The following is a 21,690-nucleotide window of genomic DNA, read 5'->3' as shown; positions in this document are numbered from 1 at the left end:
GCTGTCCCACTCACGTTCGGCGGTCCGTAGGAGCGATGCCGTCCCGGTCCAGATTGGCGCGTTCGTCCGCACTCAGCCCAGCCTCGCGCAGGATCTCGTCGCGGTGCTGGGCAAAATCGGGTGGCGGGCAGCGATAGCTGGGCCCGCTACGCGACAGCTTGATAGGGGCGCCGATGCCTCGGATCCCGTCGATGTTTACCGTCATGTCACGATGGGCGGCATGGGGATGGGAAAGCGCCTCGGCCACGTCGAGCACGGGACCCGCCGGAATCCCGGCTCGGATCAGCCGGTCAGCCAGGTCAGACCCGTCCAGCTTTGCCATCGCGGCTTCCAGTGCCGTGCGCAACTCTGTGCGGTTGGCGACGCGTGCGCCGTTCGTACCAAAGCGCAGATCCTCGGCGATCCCGGGTGCACCGATCTCGCTGCACAGGCGGCGGAACTGGCGGTCGTTGCCGACAGCGAGGTAGATCGACCGCGTGCCTGTGGCATAGGTCGAATAGGGCGAAATGTTGGGGTGGTCGTTGCCGCTTCGCGATGGAACCCTGTCCGACAGGGCGAAATTCGCGGCATGCGGATGCAGCAAGGACAGCGCAGAGTCAAACAACGCCGCCTCGACGAACTGACCCGAGCCGGTGGCGGTGCGGTGATGGAGCGCCAGCAGGACACCGACGACAGCATTGAGCCCGGTCACCATGTCGACCACCGGTACGCCGACGCGCGTCGGGCCACCCTCTGGGGTACCGTTCACGCTCATGATCCCGCTCATGCCCTGAAGCACGGCGTCATAGCCAGGTAGTCCCCCGAGCGGGCCATCGGCACCAAAGCCCGAGATCCGGCAATGGATTAGCCGGGGGAAACGGCGGGACAGAACTTCGTCATAGCCCAGTCCCCAGTTCTCCAGCGTACCGGTCTTGAAGTTCTCCAGCAGTACGTCAGCATCCTCCAAAAGCCGCAGCAGTACTTCGCGCCCTGCCTGGGCGCGCAGATCCAGTGCGACGGCCCGCTTATTGCGATTCAACCCGAGAAAATATGAGGCCGTGCCATCGCGGAACGGCGGGCCCCACTCACGGGTCTCGTCGCCCATGGGAGGTTCGACCTTGATGACATCGGCGCCGTGATCTCCGAGGATCTGTCCGGCGAAGGGGCCGCCCAGTACTCGGCTGAGGTCGATGACCCGCAGACCGGCCAGCGCCCCGGTCATTCCGCCGCCTCCGAAAGCCGGCCGTTGCCCATTGCTCGGTCGATCAGGGCGAGTCCACCGATATCGGACGGGTCGCTCCCAGCAAGGGGATCTCGTGGGCGGAGCTTGTGGCGCAGAACGGCCTGCGCCAGCTGAAGACGATCATCCGCCCGCCCGTTGGTCACCTTCGTCAGCCTGGCGCTCTCCCACGCCATGACGCAGGCAGAGGTCGCGTTGTAGACGGCAGATGCGGCCTGCCGCACCTCGGGTTCGCGGTTGCGGTCATGGGCGACGCCGTCCAGCAGATCGGCGGCGCGGCGGAAGCTGTCGAAGATCTCGGTCTGCGGACTCAGCACTGCAGCGGTTTCTGCGTTCAGTCTGGCGATGTAGCCGTCGAGCGCGCTCAGCGCATCCTCACGGCGGGTCGCGCGGGCCACGTCCAGCGCGACGATGTTCGATGTCCCCTCCCAGATCGAGCCGAGATGGGCGTCGCGCAGGACCCGCGCGTCGGACCATTCCTCGATGTAGCCACAGCCGCCGCGCACCTCCATCGCGTCACCCGCGACTTTGCGCGCATCGCGGCAGGTCCGGAACTTCACCAGCGGCGTCAGGATGCGCAGCACCTTCGCCATCGCTGCGTCGCCGCCGTCGGCCGCCTGAAGCACGCGTGCAGTGTGGAAGACCATACTGCGGCCCTGCTCGGCGGTAACGAGCATCTTCATCAACTGCCGCTGCATCAGGGGCATGTCGCTCAGTCGCCTTCCGAAGGCCGTCCGGTTGCGCGAGATGAACATCGCCTCGTACACAGCGCGCCGCATTAGCCCGGCAGATCGCACGCCGTTGGCCAGCCGCGACATGTTGATCATATCGGTCATCTGCTTGAAGCCTTGACCGGCGTCACCGACGAGATAGGCGGTGGCCCCCTCTAGCGCGATCTCGCCCGAGGCCATCGAACGCGTGCCCATCTTTTCCTTCAGCCGCAAGATCCTGTAGGCGTTCTTGCGCCCGTCAGGCAGGTGCCGCGGCAAAAGAAAGAGCGACAGCCCCTTCGTGCCCGGTGCAGCGCCTTCCGGCCGCGCGAGCACCATCGCCAGCGCGGCATCGGGGTTGGAGCAGAACCACTTGTCGCCGTAGAGCTTCCATTCGCCGTTCACAGGCCTAGCCGTCGTGCCGATCGCACCCACGTCGGAGCCAGCGAGCTGCTCTGTCATGAACATCGCACCCTGGAACAGGGTGTCCATGTCTTGGCTGGTAAGCTGGTCGAAATAGCGGTCGATCAGGTCTGATGCGCCGAATTTCACGAGCGTGCGGGTAAGCGAGTCCGTCATCGACAACGGGCAACAAAGGCCAAACTCTGCCTGCACGAAAAGATAGATCAGCGCGTATTTCACCTGCGGTGGCAGCTTGTCTGAAGATCCGAAGACGCCAGCGCGATGAGACATGGCGGCAAGGCCAAAATCCCCGAAGGCCACCTGCTCCAACGCAACATAGGCCGGGTGCTTCTCGATCCGTTCATCATCCGCCCCGTTGCGGGCGCGCAAGTGCAACACTGGAGGGTTCTTGTCGGCGGAAAGCGCCAGTTCTTCGAGGCGTTTGCCGGCGAGGGCACCCATGCACTCCAGCTGAGGCAGAGCGAGAGCCTGCATGTCGGCCGACAGATAGACCTGCAATAGCTCTGCCAAGGCGGGGTCTGCATGGAATAGATTCATTCCCGCACTGTCGGGAATGTTCTGGTGTCCTGCCGCGCTCAACTCTCGTTCCTCCTCGATGGGCGGCCCTCCGGTAGGTCGGCGAGCCTCACTTCCCACTCGAGAAGACACGGGAGCGATTGGTTTTCTAATACTATTGAGCTAGCATACGATACTGTTTTTAGTATGAAGGCCCCGCGATGGCAGTTACCTTTCGACAGTTGCAGTATTTTTTGGCACTGGCTGAAGAGCTGCACTTTGGCCGTGCGGCAGAGAGGTTGCACATTTCTCAGCCCCCGCTAAGCGCCAGCCTCAAGCAACTTGAGCATTCCCTTGGTTTCGAGTTGATGTTGCGTTCGAACCGGATGGTGAGATTGACGCCCGCAGGCGCGGTCTTCGCCGAACACGCAAGGCGAATTCTTGGTCAACTTGGGGCGGCGGAAGCCATCGCGGCCCAGACTGCGAAGGGCTTCGTAGGTACGGTCAAGGTTGCCTTCGTACCTTCGGTTCTTTTCAACCGTCTGCCCCCAGCGCTGAAGGCTTTCCAAGAGGCCTATCCAGAGATCGAATTGAATCTGCGGGAAATGAATACTGCGCAGCAAGTCAATGACATGATGCACCACAAAATCGACGTCGGTTTCGTGCATGAGGTCCCGCTGCCGGAAGAGATCAAGCAACATAAGATCGAAACCGAGCGGCTGGTCTGCTGCCTGCCGCGTGGGCACCGCCTGTCTGGCCGCACTCGGATCAGGTTGAGCGAGTTGGCGGGCGAGCGTGTGATTGTATTTTCGCGAGAGCTTTCTGCCAACTTCTATGATCGAATCGCCGCTCTGCTTCGCGCCGCTGAAATTGAACCCTATCCGCATTACCATATGCAGCACTGGTTCACCGTCGTTGCCTTGGTAGCCCAAGGAATGGGTGTGTCCCTGGTGCCAAAATCCCTTGCCACAGGAAATTTCGCAAACGTGACGTACGTCGAAATCGCGGAACGCAATGCCGAACGTCAGATATTGTTGATCTGCCGTCGAGACGCGGCGGCTGAAACGGCAAAGCTGTTCGCCCAGTTCGTCGTTTCAGGGAACTGGTGAGGAAGCGTCGCAGAGTTCCCGGTTCTGTGCGGTATCTGATATGTCAGCGTTGTCAAGGTGTTGGCGAGGCGTGATCGAGTTCAAAGGCGTGCACCATCCGAAGTCGGCGATCCTTGGCGCGCTGTTCTTCTACCACCGTTATGCCGTCTCGTACTGTGCGCTTGAGAAGACCAGATCCGAGCGCGGGCCGGCGGTCGACCGCGCCACGCTCAACCGGCGGATAGTGAGCTTCAAACCGGCGATTGCGGCCCGGGCGAAAGCGAGAAAGTGGGCCGACTGCCACACCGCATTCAGCTAGGGTGACGGTTGGCAGCCCTCAGACCCGTCTTGTAGCGCGGGAGCCGCTGCAGACGGGCAGGTTTGGGCGTGTGAACTTGGGATCGCCGCCATTCAATCATCGACAATTACATCGCACATTCCACTCTCAGCGGCGACTGCCAGCCTTTGGGTTTCTGCTGATAATTTCCAGATGCCGGCCGCTGAGGCGAACAGATCAGCTTGGTTCTCAGACCCGAAAGGTGTGAGGACAAGGGAAGCTTCGTTAACAATGCCGGCCACTCTTCTGGAATCACAGTTGGACACGATCCCGCATCTTGTTGAAAACGATTTAGCCCTATATTTAATTGGAACAAAACGGTTATCCCGAGCGAGGCAAAGATGGACCGGGCAGCGGATCTCAAGGAAACTCATGAAAATGGTGACGAAATCACCGAGGGTGAGATCGTGGAGCGGCTTTTCGAGGCCGTGATGGAACGCCGCCTTCCCCCCGGAACCAAGCTTTCCGAGTCGGCGCTCTGCGAGGCGTTCGGCGTCGGCCGGATGCGCATCCGCCGCTGCCTGCTGCTTTTGGCCAGCCGCGACGTGGTCGAGTTGCGCTCCAACCGCGGGGCCTTTGTCGCCAGCCCGACCGCCGATCAGGCCCGCGAAGTGTTCGAGGCCCGCCTTGCCATCGAGCCGGCCATCGCGCGGATGGTCACGTCCCGGGCAACTGCTGCGCAGATTGCTGCGTTGGAAGAGCATATACACGATGAGGTGCGCGCCCAGCAGACCGGCAGCCGCCATGAGGCGATCCGCCTGTCAGGCCAGTTTCATGTCCGTCTGGCCGAGGCGGCCGGAAACGGGATCCTCGTCAAGACAATGAAGGAACTGGTAACGCTCACCTCACTCATTCTCGGGATCTATGGCGCCTCTGGCACCACCCCGTGCCGCGACCATGATCACGTCAGCCTGATCGACGCGATCCGGGGAGGCGATGGCGACAAAGCTGCCCTGATCATGCGAGAACACCTCGCAGATATCGAGGCCTCGACTGACCTCAGCATCGCGCCGTCGTCGGTCACGAATCTCGCGGCAATCCTCCGTCGGCCCTGACCGAGTCGGGTTGGCGGCACGCACCGCGGCACCCATCAGCCCCCCATTTCAACCTGCTGCGCCGGTATGAGTCGCGCAGTTTGTAGCCTTGCGCACGAAGATCACTCCGGTGGCACCATCCTTTCGGATGGCGTTTTGCGAGCGACACTCTCTCCCACAAGCCATTGCCATATCGCAGGATTGTTCCGAAGTCCGGCGCGGCGGGGCAAGCGAGCGCCACCTCCACCGTTACGGCGTAAACGAAAGTTGTTGACTGAATTGTTAACAATTGTCCTACTGTAGGGAAAACAATCCAGTCGGGACAGTTTCCATGCGTCTGTTGATCGTCAATCCGAACACCACCGCGTCGATGACCGCAAAGATCGCCGCGGCGGCACGGGCGGCGGCCGAACCAGGAACGACCATCCTTGCGCGCAACCCGATACTCGGGCCCGCAAGCATAGAAGGGTTCTACGATGAGGCGCTCTGCGTGCCGGGCGTGCTGGAGATAGTCGAGGCAGAAGGCGATGTGGACGCGGTCATCATCGGCTGCTTCGACGACACCGGGCTGGATGCGGTGCGCTGCATCACCGATCGCCCGGTGGTCGGCATCGGCGAGGCCGGATTTCACATGGCGGCGATGCTGGCAAACCGGTTCTCAGTAGTGACGACGCTTGGGCGATCGGTCCCTGCGATCGAGCACAACATGCACCGCTACGGCCTGGCCGCCCGCTGCGCGCGGGTGCGTGCGTCCGAAGTGCCGGTGCTGGACCTGGAAATCCCCGGCAGCGGCGCCGCGGCAAAGATCGGGGCGGAGATTGCGCGGGCGAAGGTCGAGGACCGGGCTGAGGCCGTGGTATTGGGCTGCGCTGGCATGACGGATTTGGCAGGGCGGCTTGCCGAGGAACACGGGCTGCCGGTGATCGACGGTGTCGCGGCTGCGGTAGCGCTTGCCGAGGGGATGGCGCGGATCGGTCTTCGCACCTCGCGCCTGGGTGGCTATGCGCCGCCGCGTAAGGACAAGGGTCTTCCTGGGCAACACGGGCGTCCGGTTACATGGCCGGTGGCCAACAACCAAGAAACCAAAGATAATCCCAACAAGGAGTTCGCGAAATGACCAGCACATCGGCGGGCGGCTTTGCGCCCGCGGAGCCCGGCGTCATGATTGAACCGGGCTACGTAATTAAGCCCGGCTACGATGACCGACTCGTCAACGAGGATCTGGCGCCGCTGCGCGACCAGCACTGGAGCGCCTACAACATCTTTGCCTTCTGGATGTCCGACGTCCATAGCGTCGGCGGCTACATCACGGCAGGAAGCCTGTTTTCCCTGGGGCTGGTAAGCTGGCAAGTGCTGGTGTCGCTGCTCGTCGGCATCGTAATCGTCCAACTCTTCTGCAACCTTGTGGCAAAGCCCAGCCAGGCGACGGGAACGCCCTATCCTGTCATCTGCCGCTCGGTCTTCGGGGTGAAGGGCGCGAACATTCCCGCCATCATCCGCGGCCTGATCGCAGTCGCTTGGTACGGGATCCAGACCTATCTCGCCTCGGTCGCCTTCCTTGTGCTGACGCTGAAGTTCGCCCCCGCGCTCGCCCCCTATGCTGACGTCGCCCAATACGGCTTTGCCGGGCTTTCGACGCTCGGCTGGGGCTGCTTCATGGTACTTTGGGTCGTACAGGCGCTGGTCTTCTGGCGCGGGATGGAGGCCATTCGCCGCTTCATCGACTGGGCCGGCCCGGCGGTCTACGTGGTGATGATCTCACTTGCGATCTATCTCGTGGCAAAGGCGGGGATCGGCAACATCGGCCTGACGCTCAGCGCGGTGAAATACAAGGGCTGGGACGCCCTGCCGGTGATGATCAACGCCATCGCGTTGGTAGTGAGCTACTTCTCGGGCCCGATGCTGAACTTCGGCGACTTCTCACGGTACGGCAAGAGCTTCGCAGCTGTGAAGCAGGGCAACTTTTGGGGTCTGCCGATCAATTTCCTCGGCTTCTCGATCCTCACCGTGGTGACTACCTCGGCCACATTGCCGGTCTATGGGCGGATGATCACGGACCCGGTCGAGACGGTCGCCCAGATCGACAGCGTGTTCGCCGTCGCCCTTGGCGCGATGACCTTCATGATCGCGACCATCGGCATCAACATCGTCGCCAACTTCATTTCACCTGCCTTCGACTTCTCGAACGTCGCTCCGAAACGGATCAGCTGGCGGATGGGCGGCATGATCGCGGCCATCGGCTCGATCTTCATCACGCCTTGGAATCTCTACAATAACCCCGAGATCATCCACTATACGCTCGACATCCTCGGGTCGTTCATCGGGCCGCTCTTCGGAATCCTGATCGCCGACTACTACGTGGTGAAGCGACAGAACGTGGTCGTGGACGATCTTTACACCATGCGCGAGGACGGACGGTACTGGTACCGCAACGGCTTCAACCCGGCAGCTGTGATGGCCATTATCCCGGCCGCGATCATCCCGGTGGCCTGTGTGCTGGTGCCCGCCCTGCATGTTGCCGCGAACTTCACTTGGTTCATCGGCATGGGCCTGGGATTCTCGATCCACTTGGTCCTTGCCCGGCGGCAGGCCGCCTGAAGCCGGAGTGCGGCGCCCTCGGGGGCGCCGCCTCTGATGACGGGTTGGGCGTTCAGGCTTCTGTATGCTTGGCCCTTACGCCGGCTCAGTTGATGGCGTTTCCCTCTCCCGACGGCATCGCGATGTGCCAAAGCGACGCGCGTGAACCCGCGCGCCTTCTTGTTCGCCAAGACATGCGCTGTGCGCCTGTAGGCCGCGTCGTGGACGATCTCAGGACGTCACTTGCCACGTAGGCCACCAGTTCGCGTAACGTCTGTGGGCCGTCCCTGAGCGCCTCTGGGATCCTCACTTTCATGATCCTATGTCTGCAGCGGTCTGGTGACTGCTTCGGCATCACGCGCGGCATTGGGATGACTCCCAGCCGCATCAACGCCGCCATATGCTCCAAACCTTCCCCGCCGTCGCGGATCTAACTCGTCCCGGGTTCAGCAAAAGCATCCACAGGCTGCGGCGCCTGCGGCGGGAGCACGTGCGAGCGCCTTGAAAGCCTCAGCTCTTTCGGGTCAGGCTCGAACGGATCTTGCCCCGAATGTGCCCCTCTGCGGCACGGGAGTACGCCTTTCTGGCCTCTGCCGACGGAAACTCGGAGCCGGAATTCGCTGGGAGAGCCGGCTTCAACGCCCCCCTCTCCAGATGCATTACGTCGCGCTACCACATCAGCTCAAGTGGGTCCTTTCCCCACCCTTGCGCGAGTCCGTGCGCCATCGGACATGGCAAGGCAGACGACGATCTCGTTTGGGCGCGGCGCATCCGGAATGACGATTGTCATCGTGTCGATGCGATCGAAGGACCAGGCCTCCTCCTTATGCCCAGCGGCAGGTCGATTGCGGCGCCCATCACGGCAACCTTGACGTTCGACGGCATCAGCGCCTTGCCGCCGCCGATCGCCTGCCGTACCGGCTTACCCAGCCGGGGGTGCAAGAGTGCTGCGCCGTGTTCCGATGCGCCAAGGGTGCCCACGATCGCGGCCTTACCGTAGATTACAGGGGCGCCCCGAGGGCCGCTACGATGTCGGACGCGAGCCTTCCTCCAAGCGCCGCGCCAATCTCGAAGAGCACTGTCAGGTCCGCTGGTCGATGCCCGCGTAAGGGTTTTGCGGCACAGGCAGCGCCGCCACCCGGATGAGGGGCGCACAGGGCGCCCCCATCTCGTCGATCTCGCTCCTTTCCTGGATCAGCATTGTCTTGCGTATCTGCATCACACGCCCTCCTGGGCTGCCGCGGCCTTGGGCACTACCTTGAGTTTCCGAATCAGCATCGCTGCCGGCAACACCAGGGCGAACAGGCAGGCGCCGAAGAGGATGGCCCCCCTCGCCCCGCCAGTCCGGTCGAAAATCCAACCGGCAGTGGGCGGGGCCGCGGTCATGATCGCGTAGTAGATCGTATAGAAGACACCCATACCGAAGGCCCGCCGTTCCGGCGCGACAGCCTGACCGGAGAGCGCGATGATAACGCCGGCGGGCGCCATGCCGAGGATCCCGAACAGAAGGTTCGCGATAAGACCCGCCCCGGGCACCACCAGGAGGGACAGGGCCCCCCACGGCGCCGGTCATGCAGACCTCAAGCACCGTGTCCGCATGTCCGAAGCGGTCGACGATCTGGCCGCAGGCTGCACCCGAGAAGATCATCAGCCAGCTTCCGACGCTGATGACCGAGGCCGCGGCAAGCACACCGGTGCCGGTCGCCTCAAGCATCCTCGGCCCGAAGCTAAGCCAGGTCACGTAGCCTCCGTTGAAGACACCCCAGGCAATGCCCGCGCACAGGATCAGAGCCCATTCGCGCGGCAGAAGGCGGGCGATCCGCTGCGCACCGGTGTGGGTCTGCGCGTTCGGCGGACGACAGAAGCCGAGGACGCCGAGAGACGCCAGGGCGCAATAGGCCGAGGCCACGGCGAAGGGCACGTGCCAGCCGTAGTGCTGCGCGATCCAGGCGTGGCCCTCCTGCCCCATGGCAATGCCGAACGGCCAGCTCATCACAAGAACGCTCATCGCCGTCGCCATCTCGCGCCCGTCGAACCAGTCGGCGATCATCTTGGTGAAGTAGAGCGTGGAGAAGAGCGCCCCTGCTGCCGAAACCAGCCGCCCGAGTGCGACCATCCCCGGCCCCGGTGCCGCAGCGCAGACAAGGCCACCGGCCGCCAGCGCGGCAAGACCGAGACCTGCCAGCACCCGGTCCGCCCCAAACCGACCCGACAGGCCCGCAGGCAAGGCCAGGAACAGCCCCGGCGAGTCTGTCGCCCACCGAGGCCATCGCCTGGAACTGGAACCCCAGCGCAATACGCGCGAGGAACAGTAGGATGAGCATCCGCCAGCGCATTAGGCCCACCCGAGTTGACGCAGCGCGTGGATGTCGTTCCAGACCTTCGTCATGTGGCGGACGTGGTCGCCGTCAAATTCCATGAGGTAGACGTAGTCAGACACAACGGCCTTGCCTGTCGGCGCGACGGGCCCGCCCTCGCCGGTCTGGGTTCCGTGAAACACCGCCGCGGCCACGACCGTGCCCCGCGCCGGGTCGGCGGCAAAGGCCTTGAGCTCGTAGCGCCCGTCCGGGATCGGTCCCAGAAGGCCCTTCATCCACTCCGCGTAGTCGGCGAGCGTAGCCGTTCCGGCCAGTGCGTCGGCCTGGCAGGCGAAGCTCGCCCCGTCGCGGCAATAAGGCTTGCAAGCCGCCCAGCCACCGCCCGTCTCGCAAGCCTCGAAGAAGTCGCGTGCCGTCTGTTCGATACCCATTTGTCGATCCTCCGTTGCGGATGACCTCAGGATGCGGGGCGGCCCGGCTTTGAGGAATCCGGCAGCTGCGGTAATCTGTGGCCGCGCTGTGCGGTATTTTGATACAGCATTTGCAGGTCCGCCGGGGCCGCCCCAGGCTGTTCAGGAGAGCCACCAAGGGATTTGAGCCCGTGTTGCCCGATGAGATTCTCAGCCCGCGCGAGAACGAGATCGCTAGCGCCTATGCGCAGGGGGACACCTATCAGGCAATTGCCGATCGGCTCTGCATCGCGCCCTCGACCGTCCGCACCCATCTGGCGACGATCTATCGCAAGCTCGGCGTTTCCTCGAAACTGGATCTCCGCAAGCAGATCGAAGCCGCGGCGCCCACCGGTTCTGTCGCGGACCACCCGCCCCGGCCCGACAAGCCCTCAATCGCGGTCCTGGCCTTCGAGAACATGTCAGGTGACCCGCAACAGGAGTATTTTTCGGACGGGATCACCGAGGACATCATCACCGCACTCTCCCGTTCGCCCTGGCTCTTCGTCATCGCGCGCAACTCCTCTTTCACCTACAAGGGCCAGTCCGTCGATGTCCGGCGTGTGGCGACCGAGCTTGGCGTCCGCTTCGTGCTGGAGGGCGGCGTCCGGCGCGCCGGCGACCGGATCCGGGTGACCGCCCAGCTGATCGACGGCCTGACCGGGGGTCATGTCTGGTCGGAACGCTATGACGGTCAGCTCAAGGATGTCTTCGACCTTCAGGACGAGATCACCCGCCAGGTCGTCGCCTCGCTCCAGACCGTCGTCCACCTGAACACCGCCGAGGAGCCGGTCGAACGCGGGACCCGCCCGGACCTGACCGTCTGGGAACTGACGATGCGCGCCTGGCACCTGCTTTACGATTTCACGCCGGACGCCTATGCGGCGGCGAAGATCCTTCTGGAACGGGCGCTCGCGCTCGACCCCAAAAGCGCAGAAGCGAACATGGTTCTTTCGCTGATCAACCATCACGTCGCCTTGCTGGGCTTCGCCCAGGATACGCTCCATGCGGCCGAGGCGGCTCATGCGCTTGGTCGGCGGGCGACACAGCTCGACCCGAAGAACGAATACGCCCAATGGGCGCTCGGGATTTCCTGCTGGGGTCTGCACCGGCATGAAGAGGGTCTCGCCGCGCTCGAGCGCGCGGTCGAACTGAACCCGAACTGTTCCGTCGCCCGCGGTAGCCTTGGCACGGCGCTGGCGCTGGTCGGGCGAACCGGAGAATCCATCGAGAATCAGACCATCGCGATCCGCATGAACCCACGGGATCCGAGCATCTTCTTCCGGTTCTCGGGCCTCGCCATCGCCAATTACGTGGCGGGTGACCACCCGTCCGCGATCGAATGGGCCGAGCGCGCAATCCACCACAATCCCCGCTGGCAGCATGCGTATTTCATTCTGGCGGCCAGCCATATAGCTCTCGGACAAGCCGAAGATGCACGGGCCGCCGTCGAAACCTGCCGTGAGGTTCTGCCGGATATCGCGGCCAGCGCCGTCGAGCGCGTCCCTCTGAAAGACGAGGCCAAGATGCAGGAGCTTCGCCTGCGCCTACACATGGCGGGTTTCGTATGAACGGCCCGGAGCCGCCGTGCGACCGCCTCCCACCTGACCTCTGCTTCGTGCCCCGATTTCGCTCACTGGGCGTGGGTCGTGCAGCCAGATGGCAGGCGAACGGTTCTTTCCGTTGTTGCAACTGGTGGGAGTGGCGCCTTCATTTCAGCCTCTACCTGCGGCTCGGCCGCTCACCTGCGACACCGGTCGGTTCGACGCATTGGCCCATTCCATTCTTGAAGAAGATTGCGGTCTTAAGACCACGGCGCGCGAGGCAGCTTCCAGCCGTAACGAACGCTCGCAACCCGGATGGCGAAGGAGAGCGGCGCGGCGCAGGCCGCAACTATGGGCTCCTGAGCTCCCATCCTCAGCCCGGCGACATAGAGAGCCGCGCCCGCGAGCGCCGCCAGGGCATAGACATCCTCCCGCAGAACACGCGGTATCTCGGCGGCCATGACATCGCGCAGCACGCCACCGCCGACCGCTGTTATCATACCGAGGAGCACTGCGCCGGGCGCGTTCAGCCCGATGGCCAGCGCCTTCTGGCAGCCGGCCACGGCAAACACGCCGAGCCCCACTGCGTCCAGCAACATGACAGGCCGATTCAACCGCTCGATGAGCGGCCCGAAGAAGAATGCACAAACGCCCGCCAGGCAGGTCACCGCGAGCGACCATGTGTTGCGCAGTGCCTCCGGGGGTAAGTCTCCGAGTAGGATGTCCCGGATCATACCTCCGGCAACGCCAGTAGCCGCCGCGAGCACGAGGATCCCGAAGAGGTCGAGTTGCCGCCGGACGGCGACCATGGCGCCACTCAGTCCGAACGCAAATGTTCCAGCCAAGTCAATCGCATAGGAAAACGGGACAAAATGCAATGGCCTTCCTCAAAGACATATCTACACCGCTTGTGCCACAAGGCTCCGTCCAAGCAAATGAATCTGAAAATTGATGCCGCGCACGGCGAATAACGGCCCAGAGCCGCATTCTGTTCAGGGCGCGGCGAAGGCCAACTCCGACACTGAAGCCTCAGCAAAGCTCATGGCTCCGTTGACGAGGAGAGAACCGACTTCCGTGCGTTTACTCCCATCAGCCCGCAACGAGATGCCGGCCAGAACATTGTTTTGGCCAACCTTTTCCCTCACCTTTGAGGTGGGTCCCATCTGCCTCGCCGCTGCCGGCAGAAGCGGGTGATCTGCGGCGCTGGCAATTAGTAAGGGCAACCAGTGTTCCGCATAGCCAATGCGCTTGCGCACGTCCGGGACAGGATGTCGGGTCCGTTCGAAGTCTCTGACGGCCGCTCTGATGCATTTGGCCATCGTCTTCGCCCCAGTGAGGGCGGACCATGCTGCGCGAGCGCCGGCGTCAGTGCCTTGCGTCATCTCCCAGTAAGCCGCTCGGAGCTGTTGCAAATGTGATGTGTTCCGATTCCAAACGTCGATCCCTGTCCCCCTCAGAATATCCGCCCGTCTATCAGCGTGCCATTGAAACGAACCGCCCGCAGCGCCGCCATCGCCGCGTTTCACCCAATTGAAGCCGCTTTCGCCCTGTTCGTCTGCTACCATTGCGAGGGCCGCTGCCGGAGCAAGACCCTTAGATAGCCAAAATTCATAGGACTGCTTCGCGCCGGCTGCCATGGCAAGATCCTCGACGCTGGCCATCGAGTAGCTTGTAATCCAAGGTGTGGTGGGGCCAAGCGAAGACCCCGTGACTTGCGCGCAAACTTGAGTTTGGTCGATTTCGACAAAGTGCCTTGGATTATTGTGAAGGCAGGCCGTGAGAAGGAGATAGACGGCGATGACTGGCGGCGTCATGTGGTGCCCCCATTTTTGCTGGATGCGCAGCCGGTATTTTCGCCATGAAGCCTGTCCCAACTTGGAGTTGCGCTTCTCGGGGCTGATCGCCGTGGCTTTGGCCTGCCGACCTTCGTCGGAATGGGCCGCAGGGAACCTGCGTGCCTCGCTTCTAATGGTCCTATTGGGACATCACTCATGACGCACCTATGTTCTTGGTCTTGCGAAAAAGCAGACAGATCCCGCGCCAGCCATGCGACCGGTGCGGAGCACTTTTGCTCCCGCACTGAACTCTTGCCTGGGTCGCTAAATGGCCGCGACCATCTGCATCGAAACAGCTTGCTTAAGTCAGCAAGCCCCGAGTTTGGTTTGGTACATGAATTGTAACCCAAAGGTGCAGAAAATCGGTCATTTTTTGGGCTAGAATTGCCAATTAGAGAATAGTGCACGACGCGGCCAATGACCGTGTCACGGTGCGAGACAATAAAGGAACAAAACAGGGCCAACCGCACCAGCCATTTTCGGTCGGAGCGCAGCTAAAGCGATTCGCACACTTGCAATTGCGGCGGATAACAAAGGCAAGGCCTCTACCAAGCGAAAGGAACAAAAGCATCCTACTGGACGGCGGCCCTTGCCGCTTGCGGACTGACCGGTTTCCAATTTTCACCTCGCCGACTACGCCTTAGCTAGCTTGATAATCACTCTCGCGGACGGCAGGTTCTGGTCGCTCGAGGCAGCGGGCTCTGGGCCCATCTGCTACTGTACTGAATGGGGCTCCCTTCTTAAGGGTGTCACCGTGCGGCGGCGGTCCGGCCCGCCGAGAAGGCAGCCGCGAGCTCGAAGGCCCGCGGCCCGGGCAAGGCGGCACTCTTCGTCGGCGGTCACCGCTGGCACGGGCACGAACAGCGAGAGGTCGGGTTCCGCGCCTACATGCGGGAGGCTGCGCCGGAGCTTGTCGTGCCGGAGACGCTGGCAAACCTCGAAACCCGGCAGTTCACCTACGGGGCGGTCCTTGCTCTCCTAGCTCCGCACCCCAACCTGCGCGGCATCTACGTGGACGGTGGAGCAATGGAAGGGGCCTTTGCGGCGCTCCAGAAAACGGGGCGCCCCGACGTGCTGCTGGCGGTCTCCCCCGTTGACCCCGGAGTCTCGAACGGGTCTCGCCGACGGCAACGTGACGCTCGTGAGTTGTATTCAGCCGTTTCTGATTCTAGGACTGCAGCAACCACAACGCTCGAGGTTTGATCCATGCCAGAACGGCACGGGACGCATGGCCGGGCAATCTATGAAGCGCTGCGCAAGCCCAGGACCCAGGGGGAGTTGCGCGAGCTCGTCGGTATGAGCCGTTCCGGGGTGCTTCACTTATTGCGTCGTATGCAGCGCGACGGATTGGTGCATCCGGTGGAACGCGTGTGTCATACGATGATCTGGGAAAGAAACAGGGATGGCTTGAGGTTGAACATCTAACTGGCCCAGACCAAGAAGCTGTCGCAATTGCCGTAGAAGACTTCAGCAATGCAGGCCAAGGTGCCATCGCTCCAGGTCATGAGTAGTACATCCCAGTTCTTACACCTGTACAGTGTGTGGTGTTGTGACCTACCGCGTCCGCAACGATCGGGAAGAGGCACATCGATACCCCAACCAACGAGACCTGCACCTAAATTTCTTCCTAAGGGCTGTGTGTGCCGCTGCACCGTGCCGACGCTGCAATCAACTCCCGTGCCGTCGAAGTGTTGGGCTATTCCCGCCCGAAGGGGGACAAAATGACCATTACAGGAACAAATACCCAAGCGGCCTGTGTGACGATCCAGAGATCGGAAATAAGGTCCGAGACGGTCGCATCCTTCTCCCAAAGCTCGACGTCGATCTAATACCAACCACTCATGGCCCGGAATGAGTTGGATCAAATTCTGCTTGCGCGGGGGACCGGGACTTTCGGCCCATCAGCAGGGCCCAATCTAAGATCGGGCTGAGGACGTTCGACACCCAGGGCTTGATCCAGAAGGAGCCATTGCAACCCAAGCGCCTCTGACACCGGCACCTTGAGCCACATACCCAGTCGATCTCCGGCTTTCGAAAATACCCGCCGTATCAGCTGCTGTGGCACCGTGGGGGCGAGGAGATTGAACATAAATTCAGCTTGCAGCGCGGCCCGTGTATGTCAATCTGGGTTGGCTTCCGGCCTTTATCAACAGTGTCGCCCGATGCTCAAAACGGATAATCTCTCCGTGCAAAGGCGTACCGAATCTTTCTATTGTTTCAGACAGGGCGGAGCCTCGTGGCGCAGCCTATGGCCAAACAGATACCGCTTGTCAGGTAAGCGGCCCCACCCGAGCGACAAGATATCTGAATGACTGATCTCTGGCTTCTTACACCCCAATTTTTCGACCTGCCGGAACCTGCTCTAAGCGGCGCGGTGCCGGATGGCTGTGCGATCAATGGTCCGCATCCCATCAAAGACCGTTCCCCTCAAAGCATGGCGCGCGTTCACCGCCCTATCGCAGATTTCACCGAAGACGCTGTAGGAAGCGGCCATCGACCCATCTCCATCGCTGGCGACTGCTGTGCCTCGATCCCAGTGCTGGCTGGGCTTCGGCGGGCCGGTGTCGAACCGGTCCTCGTCTGGATCGATGCGCACGGCGATTTCAACACGCCGGAGACGTCCCCCTCGGGGTTTCTTGGCGGAATGCCTCTTGCCATGATTGTCGGGCGGGGACCGCAATGGATGTGCGGTGCGGTTGGCCTCAGGCCGCTTCCGGAAGACCGCGTCTGGCTGATCGACGGCCGAGACCTCGATCCGCTTGAGCGCGTTGCCGTGGACAGCTCGGCCCTTCGCAGGACCGGAATGGCGGGTCTTGCGTCTCTAAGGATCAACGCACCGGTGCACCTTCACCTGGACATCGATGTCATCGACGCCTCTGAGGCACCGGCTCATAACTACCCTGTGCCAGGCGGTCCAGGCATCGCCGATACTATCGAGGCTTGCCGGGCGTTCGCTGGTCAAAACCGCATTGCCGCAATCTCAGTCAGCGGCTGGGCCGGTTCGCTGGACCGAGATGGTCGTACCCAAGACGCCTGCTCTAGGGTTCTGGCGTCACTCACTGCTACATGATGATGGGCCACCTTGAGAGGCTCGGCTCTCACTTCGACGAACCCACGGATGGAGTTCGAAGCCTTGACGGCCATCGAGTTGTACACGGCTAGGCGTTGATAATGGTTTAGCCGCCGCCCGGAGGGCATCTCTGTGCCACTGTGGGATCGCACCAATTCAGTTCTTGGGAGGCGGTGATATCGCGTTCGGTCTTAGAAGTATTGCCGAAGCTGGAGGTAGATGGTCGTTGGTTCGCCACTATAGAGTGCGGCACCTACGGTGGTGGACAGGCCGCCGAACTCGGTGCCGCGCGGCCCCACAGGCGCTTGGAGACCAATCAGCAGCGAACTGTTGTCGCTGAGCGACCATTTGCCTTCAGCGCTGACGTAGAAGCTGCCATCGTCAAGGTTGGCGATAAGGCCGGGCGAAATCGTAAGCAGCGGGGACCATTCCCAGGAAAGGCCCGTGGCCAGATAGTTGCGTGAGACGGTGAAGAGCTGACCGCGGGTTAGCCGCGCTGTGAGGTCGGAGGGCAGGCTGTCCAGCGCCGCGCCATTGCCCGGCACTCCGAAGCCGTTTTGGTAATACTCGGCATAGTAAGTAGCGTTGCGTCCCGCCAGCGTCACCGCGCCACTGATGTTGAGAAGCCCAGAGACCCGGGTCACCCCGGCCGTTTCGCGCGTTGGCACGATCTCGGCATTCCATGTCGCGCCACCCATTGGACCGGACAGGCCCAGCCCCGCTGTCCAGTCGCTTCGGTCGCGCGCGGCCAGCAGCGACAGGCCGAGTGCGCCGACGCCGCCGTGATAATGCAGCGCGAAGGTGCTGGCATTGCCGCTGACCGGCCCGCCCTTGAGCGCGCGGCGCGGAGCTGCCACCGCCTGAAGATCCGAGCCATCGTCGAACAGGATCTGCGTATAGATCATCTCGACGCCGGGCTTGTACTCAGTATCTACGGCATTGGGGGCGAAAGGATCTACGAGATCCATCGGGTGGAACACCTGACCAGCACCCCAGGTCAACGCTTGACGGCCGATACGGAACACAAAATGGGGCGTCGAATAGCCCAGCGACAACCGGTCGATACGTTGTGTAAGCTGGCGGTTGCCGCTGTCGGTGATCGTGTTGCTGAGGTCGAACAATGTTGCAGGCGGGCGCGCGGGCAGCAATGCCGTTTTGCTGCGCGACAGCGCGACGTCCCGGCCGGATGCGCCGCGCAGAACGTAATGCAGACTGAAATCCCATTGGCCCCAATGCGGCTCCCAGGTCAGCCGGAGATCGCCGCTAAGGCCAGCGCGGGAACGCGCGCCCAGGAAGGCGTCCACGCTGTCGGCCTTTGATGTCGCGCCGATCCCGGTGACTTCGAAACGTCCGTGCAGGGCATTGTCCGCCCGGACGGGGACCGTCAGACCGAGGCCAATGGCGAGGCTCAGTGCAATGGTGGCGAGACTATTGCACGACATCGGCCAGGTCGCCCGTCGTGTCGGAGGTGATCTTGCCATCGATCATCTCGATATGACGCCGCGCGCGTGCGATGACCCGGGCATCATGAGTGCCGATCAGGAAGGTGGTGCCCGAGCGGGCATTGAGCTCGGCCATCAGGCTTACCAGATCGTCGGCGCTCTTGCTGTCGAGGTTGGCGGTTGGCTCATCGGCCAGCACGATCGCTGGCCGTGCCACCAACGCCCGGGCGACCGCGACGCGCTGTTGCTGCCCGCCTGAAAGGTGCGAGGGACGGCGCTCCTCCATCCCCGTCAGCCCGACATCGGCAAGCGCTGCGGCGGCGCGGTCGTGGCGTTCCTTCGCATCTATGCCGAGAAGCTGCAGAACGAACTCAATATTCTCCAGCGCCGAGAGCACTGGGATCAGGTTGTAGGCCTGGAAGACGAAACCGATCTTGTGCAGCCTGAGCTCGGCTAGATGCGCAGCGCTGAGGCCACTCAGATCCTCGCCATCCACCGTTACCGTGCCCGAGGTGGGCCGGTCGAGCCCGCCGATCATGTTCAAAAGCGTCGTCTTGCCGGACCCGGATGGGCCCGAGAGCGCGGCGAAGTCGCCCGCCGCGACGTCGAGGTCGAGGCCGTCGACCGCCCGGACCTCGACCGCGCCGTGGGCGTAGATCTTCGACACGCCGCGACAGGTGACAATCGCATGGGCATCGGAGGTATCAGGTTGCATGGCTCATAGCCTCCACGGGTCTGGAATGGGCAGCCTTGCGTGCAGGCCACAGAGCGATGACGACGCCTAGGACCCAGACGAGGAACGACATTTCGAAGAATTCGGACAGAGCGAGATGGGGATAAAGGACATGGCCGGCGCCAATGAATTCTGCCCCGCGGGCAAGGAAACCGAGGTCGACTCCGCCCCGCAGGGCGAAGATTGTGGCCCCAGACGCGATCATGCCGAAAACCACACCTACACCGATCAGGAGCGCCGATTCCAGCAGCACCTGCGCCAGGATCAGACTCGGCCGCATCCCCAGTGCCTGGAGCAGGCCGAACTCGCGTACCCGTTCGAACACGGCCATCAACTGGGTATTGACGATGCCTATCGCCATGAAGACAAACATCACCCAAAGCCAGATATAGACGAAGGCGGTCATGAAGCTGTCGACGGCGGCGGCCAGCGGCGCAAGTAGTTTCCAAGGTTTGACATCCAGCCCTGCCGCGGCGGCGCGCAGCCGGGCTATCTCGGGCGCCAGCGCGGCGCCGCTGGCAAGACGGAAGCTGATTTCGGAAATCCCGTTGCCGATGCCCAGCATCTTCTGCGCCGTCTCGATGCCGGTGAAAGCGTAGCTGTCCTCGGCCGTCTGGTTACTGGCGAATAATCCCTTTACCTGGAAAGCCCGCTGGGCAAGGCTGCCATCCGCATTCTGCGCCATCAAGATGACCCGCTTGCCGACCCGGGTCTTCAGCCGTTGCGCGAGGTGGCGGCCCAGCACAATGCCGGGATCGGCATTTCCGATTAGATAGCTGCCCTCGGCGATCTGACTGGGCAAGAACGAAATAGCCCGTTCTGCCTGTGGCTTCACCCCCAGTAAGGTTAGCGGCAGGGTCTTGTACTCGCTCTGGACCACCGCGGGAACACGCACTCGCTCAACCCATTCCCGGACCTGTGGGACGTCGAGCGCAGCGCGCAGCTTGGCGCCTGGCGGCGGCATCCGTCTGTCAACCACCGGATCGTCTAGATAGCCCTTGGCGTGAATTTGGCCGCTGCCGGTCAGAAGGTTTAACTGTGCGTCGCGGCTCGACTGCGCCCAGGCGTCGAGCAGCGCCGCAAAAACGAGGATCGAGTAGAGCCCCACCGCGACGACGACGAGCGTGATCGCCGTTCGGCGCGGGTTGCGCCACAGGCTGCGCCAGGCCAGCGGAACAATGAGCTTGAAGGTTTCCATCACGCCGCCCTCATCGCCTTCACCGGGTCCAGCCTGCGGATACGCCGCATCGGGATCAGACCGGCCACGGCCACCGAGACCACGATGACGGCGGGTCCGACCAGTGCCGAGGTCGCGCTGAGAGACGGGTAGAGCCGCCCGGGCAAGCCCCATTGCGCCATCAGCCCCTCGAAGGCGCCAACCGCGATGCCGGCATGGCCATACCACAGCGCCAGCCCGCCACCGAGGACAACGCCGGCGACAGTGCCGATCAGCGCCAGCAGGATCAGTTCAAGCCACAGCATGCGCCCGACCAGCGAAGCGCGCATGCCGATTGCCATCAGCATGCCGAACTCGCGTGTGCGTTCCAGCACCGACATCAGAAGTGTGTTGAGGATGATGAAGACGACGACAACGACAAGGCTGACGTACCATAGCATCGAGGTCGAGAAGTCGAGGGTGATCGCCTGTTTCAGCCCGGGTTGCAGGCCACCCCAGTCCTCTATCGTCAACTTGTTTGCCTTTGCCAGCCGGTCGAGCCGCGGCAAGGCATCGTTAACTGCGCCAAGGCTGGGACCGACTAGCGCGATAGTGTTGGCGGTATTACCCATGGCAAAACCTTGCTGGAACCGGCGCAGCGGCATCTCAGCAACTTGCCGGTCGAGATCGCCAATCCCGGTGTGGAAGAGGCCGACCAGCCTCAGGCTGTCGACGGCAATGGTGCCGTCGAGGGCCGAGCCCAGCAGCGTGACCTTGTCGCCGAGCTTGAGCTTGAGGTTGCGGGCGAGCGCGTCGCCCAGCACCACGACATCGGTATCGCCGGGCTTCAGGTATCGGCCTTCATGCACCGTCGACGCCAGGGTCGAGACCTGCCGCTCCCGCGCTGGCGAAACGCCGACAATGGCGGCACCATAGCTGCGCTCTCCATTGGAGAGAATGACATAGGAGGTCGCGCGCGGCGCGGCGGCGGTGACACCCTTCATCTGCTCGGCCTTCGCCGCCAGTGCCTCCGGGTCTGTGATGGTCCTGCGGATGTCCGGATCGTCCGCATATCCCGGCGGCTGGAGACGGGCGAAGCCGTCGAAGATGCGCAGCGCATTCGACTTCATCGTATCGTAGACACCCAGCTGGAACGAAAGCATGAAGACCAGCAGGGCGGCGGCGAGCGCCATAGTCAGCAAGCTCAGCGCCGTGCGCATCGGTTGCCGCCACAGGTTCCGCCATGCCATCTCGAACAGC

Annotated in this window: 18 protein-coding genes and 1 pseudogene; 8 read left to right on the top strand and 11 right to left on the bottom strand. The window is 62.7% G+C overall.

Annotation, left to right across the window (positions count from 1 at the left end):
* Positions 1-10 precede the first annotated feature (10 nt).
* Together EIP85_RS11550 and EIP85_RS11545 are read right to left on the bottom strand one after the other, a co-directional pair.
* Positions 11-1,201 carry a CaiB/BaiF CoA transferase family protein gene (locus tag EIP85_RS11550; RefSeq protein WP_127902333.1) on the bottom strand — a complete coding sequence of 397 codons (1,191 nt, stop codon included), beginning with the start codon at positions 1,199-1,201 and terminating at the stop codon, positions 11-13.
* Complete coding sequence (locus EIP85_RS11545) at positions 1,198-2,889, bottom strand: acyl-CoA dehydrogenase family protein (protein WP_127902332.1); 1,692 nt, start codon at positions 2,887-2,889, stop codon at positions 1,198-1,200. Before EIP85_RS11545 ends, EIP85_RS11550 begins: the two co-directional genes overlap by 4 nt.
* Positions 2,890-3,068: 179 nt before the next feature.
* Here EIP85_RS11545 and EIP85_RS11540 point away from each other — a divergent pair, with 179 nt between their 5' ends.
* The 5 genes from EIP85_RS11540 to EIP85_RS11520 all read left to right on the top strand — a co-directional run bounded on the left by EIP85_RS11540 (position 3,069) and on the right by EIP85_RS11520 (position 7,904).
* Positions 3,069-3,956 carry a LysR family transcriptional regulator gene (locus EIP85_RS11540; RefSeq protein ID WP_127902331.1) on the top strand — a complete coding sequence of 296 codons (888 nt, stop codon included), beginning with the start codon at positions 3,069-3,071 and terminating at the stop codon, positions 3,954-3,956.
* A gap of 70 nt (positions 3,957-4,026) precedes the next feature.
* Positions 4,027-4,254 (top strand): hypothetical protein, encoded by a 228-nt coding sequence (locus EIP85_RS11535; protein ID WP_127902330.1) that lies wholly within the window; start codon positions 4,027-4,029, stop codon positions 4,252-4,254.
* A 359-nt stretch (positions 4,255-4,613) separates the two neighbouring features.
* The gene (locus EIP85_RS11530; protein ID WP_127902329.1) at positions 4,614-5,327 is read left to right on the top strand and encodes a GntR family transcriptional regulator; all 714 of its coding nucleotides are present in this window, start codon (positions 4,614-4,616) and stop codon (positions 5,325-5,327) included.
* Between the two features lie 310 nt (positions 5,328-5,637).
* Entirely contained in the window at positions 5,638-6,423 is a 786-nt protein-coding gene (locus tag EIP85_RS11525; RefSeq protein WP_127902328.1) for an aspartate/glutamate racemase family protein, read from the top strand.
* Positions 6,420-7,904: an NCS1 family nucleobase:cation symporter-1 gene (locus tag EIP85_RS11520; protein WP_127902327.1), complete on the top strand. Its 1,485-nt coding sequence runs from the start codon at positions 6,420-6,422 to the stop codon at positions 7,902-7,904. The genes EIP85_RS11525 and EIP85_RS11520 overlap by 4 nt, the downstream gene beginning before the upstream one ends.
* 661 nt (positions 7,905-8,565) lie before the next feature.
* On the opposite strand, the pseudogene EIP85_RS23225 reads toward EIP85_RS11520, so the two are convergent.
* From EIP85_RS23225 to EIP85_RS11505, 3 genes and pseudogenes are all read right to left on the bottom strand, one after another.
* Positions 8,566-8,864: pseudogene (locus EIP85_RS23225) on the bottom strand (amino acid synthesis family protein).
* A 100-nt stretch (positions 8,865-8,964) separates the two neighbouring features.
* On the bottom strand, positions 8,965-10,071 hold the full coding sequence (locus EIP85_RS11510; protein ID WP_241559978.1) for an MFS transporter: 1,107 nt from the start codon (positions 10,069-10,071) through the stop codon (positions 8,965-8,967).
* 147 nt (positions 10,072-10,218) lie between these two features.
* Positions 10,219-10,632: an ester cyclase gene (locus tag EIP85_RS11505; protein WP_127902326.1), complete on the bottom strand. Its 414-nt coding sequence runs from the start codon at positions 10,630-10,632 to the stop codon at positions 10,219-10,221.
* A 173-nt stretch (positions 10,633-10,805) separates the two neighbouring features.
* Here EIP85_RS11505 and EIP85_RS11500 point away from each other — a divergent pair, with 173 nt between their 5' ends.
* Positions 10,806-12,221 (top strand): LuxR C-terminal-related transcriptional regulator, encoded by a 1,416-nt coding sequence (locus EIP85_RS11500; RefSeq protein WP_241559977.1) that lies wholly within the window; start codon positions 10,806-10,808, stop codon positions 12,219-12,221.
* Between the two features lie 233 nt (positions 12,222-12,454).
* On the opposite strand, the gene EIP85_RS11495 is transcribed toward EIP85_RS11500, so the two are convergent.
* Positions 12,455-13,072, bottom strand: coding sequence for a trimeric intracellular cation channel family protein (locus EIP85_RS11495; RefSeq protein WP_127902324.1), 618 nt, complete (start codon positions 13,070-13,072; stop codon positions 12,455-12,457).
* Positions 13,073-13,186: 114 nt separating this feature from the next.
* Positions 13,187-14,008 (bottom strand): phage tail tip lysozyme, encoded by an 822-nt coding sequence (locus tag EIP85_RS11490; protein WP_127902323.1) that lies wholly within the window; start codon positions 14,006-14,008, stop codon positions 13,187-13,189.
* 1,227 nt (positions 14,009-15,235) lie between these two features.
* Between EIP85_RS11490 and EIP85_RS23455 the strand changes: the two genes are divergently transcribed.
* Both EIP85_RS23455 and EIP85_RS11480 read left to right on the top strand, forming a co-directional pair.
* Positions 15,236-15,454, top strand: coding sequence for a winged helix-turn-helix domain-containing protein (locus tag EIP85_RS23455; RefSeq protein ID WP_127902322.1), 219 nt, complete (start codon positions 15,236-15,238; stop codon positions 15,452-15,454).
* An 883-nt stretch (positions 15,455-16,337) separates the two neighbouring features.
* Positions 16,338-17,099: an arginase family protein gene (locus tag EIP85_RS11480; protein WP_127902321.1), complete on the top strand. Its 762-nt coding sequence runs from the start codon at positions 16,338-16,340 to the stop codon at positions 17,097-17,099.
* Between the two features lie 191 nt (positions 17,100-17,290).
* On the opposite strand, the gene EIP85_RS11475 is transcribed toward EIP85_RS11480, so the two are convergent.
* Genes EIP85_RS11475 through EIP85_RS11460 form a run of 4 tightly spaced genes read right to left on the bottom strand, consistent with a single transcriptional unit; the run spans position 17,291 to position 21,680 of the window.
* The gene (locus EIP85_RS11475) at positions 17,291-18,541 is read right to left on the bottom strand and encodes a hypothetical protein (protein WP_127902320.1); all 1,251 of its coding nucleotides are present in this window, start codon (positions 18,539-18,541) and stop codon (positions 17,291-17,293) included.
* Entirely contained in the window at positions 18,528-19,256 is a 729-nt protein-coding gene (locus EIP85_RS11470; protein WP_127902319.1) for an ABC transporter ATP-binding protein, read from the bottom strand. Before EIP85_RS11470 ends, EIP85_RS11475 begins: the two co-directional genes overlap by 14 nt.
* Entirely contained in the window at positions 19,246-20,472 is a 1,227-nt protein-coding gene (locus tag EIP85_RS11465; protein ID WP_127902318.1) for an ABC transporter permease, read from the bottom strand. The genes EIP85_RS11470 and EIP85_RS11465 overlap by 11 nt, the downstream gene beginning before the upstream one ends.
* A complete protein-coding gene (locus EIP85_RS11460) occupies positions 20,472-21,680 on the bottom strand; it encodes an ABC transporter permease (protein ID WP_164871709.1) in 1,209 nt (402 codons plus the stop codon). Before EIP85_RS11460 ends, EIP85_RS11465 begins: the two co-directional genes overlap by 1 nt.
* Positions 21,681-21,690: the final 10 nt, after the last annotated feature.

Source organism: Solirhodobacter olei (assembly GCF_004010155.1).
GTDB lineage: Bacteria > Pseudomonadota > Alphaproteobacteria > Rhodobacterales > Rhodobacteraceae > Solirhodobacter > Solirhodobacter olei.
The sequence above is the reverse complement of the archived record's forward strand: the minus strand, read 5'-3'. Positions and strand labels throughout refer to the sequence as shown.